Source organism: Paenibacillus xylanilyticus (assembly GCF_013359935.1).
In the GTDB taxonomy this organism is placed as follows: Bacteria; Bacillota; Bacilli; order Paenibacillales; family Paenibacillaceae; genus Paenibacillus; species Paenibacillus xylanilyticus.
In genome coordinates, this window is the sequence record NZ_JABMCB010000022.1 from 1 (window position 1) to 271 (window position 271).

Below are 271 nucleotides of genomic sequence, written 5' to 3' on the forward strand. Positions count from 1 at the left end.
CGGTACGGGCACCATCACCTGGCTAGAGGCTTTTCTTGGCAGTGTGAGATCATGACCTTCGCTACTGTAATTTTCACTCCCCATCACAGCTCAGCCTTACGATGTGCGGATTTGCCTACACATCAGCCTTACTGCTTGGACAGACATCCATCAGTCTGCGTCACTACCCTACTGCGTCCCCCCATTGCTCATAACGGCTTACGGTGGTACAGGAATTTCGACCTGTTGTCCTTCGACTACGCCTTTCGGCCTCGCCTTAGGTCCCGACTTA

Annotated in this window: 1 rRNA gene; it reads right to left on the reverse strand. The window is 53.1% G+C overall.

The window, feature by feature from the left end:
• Positions 1 to 271: ribosomal RNA gene (locus tag HP552_RS35970) — 23S ribosomal RNA — on the reverse strand; the annotation flags it as partial.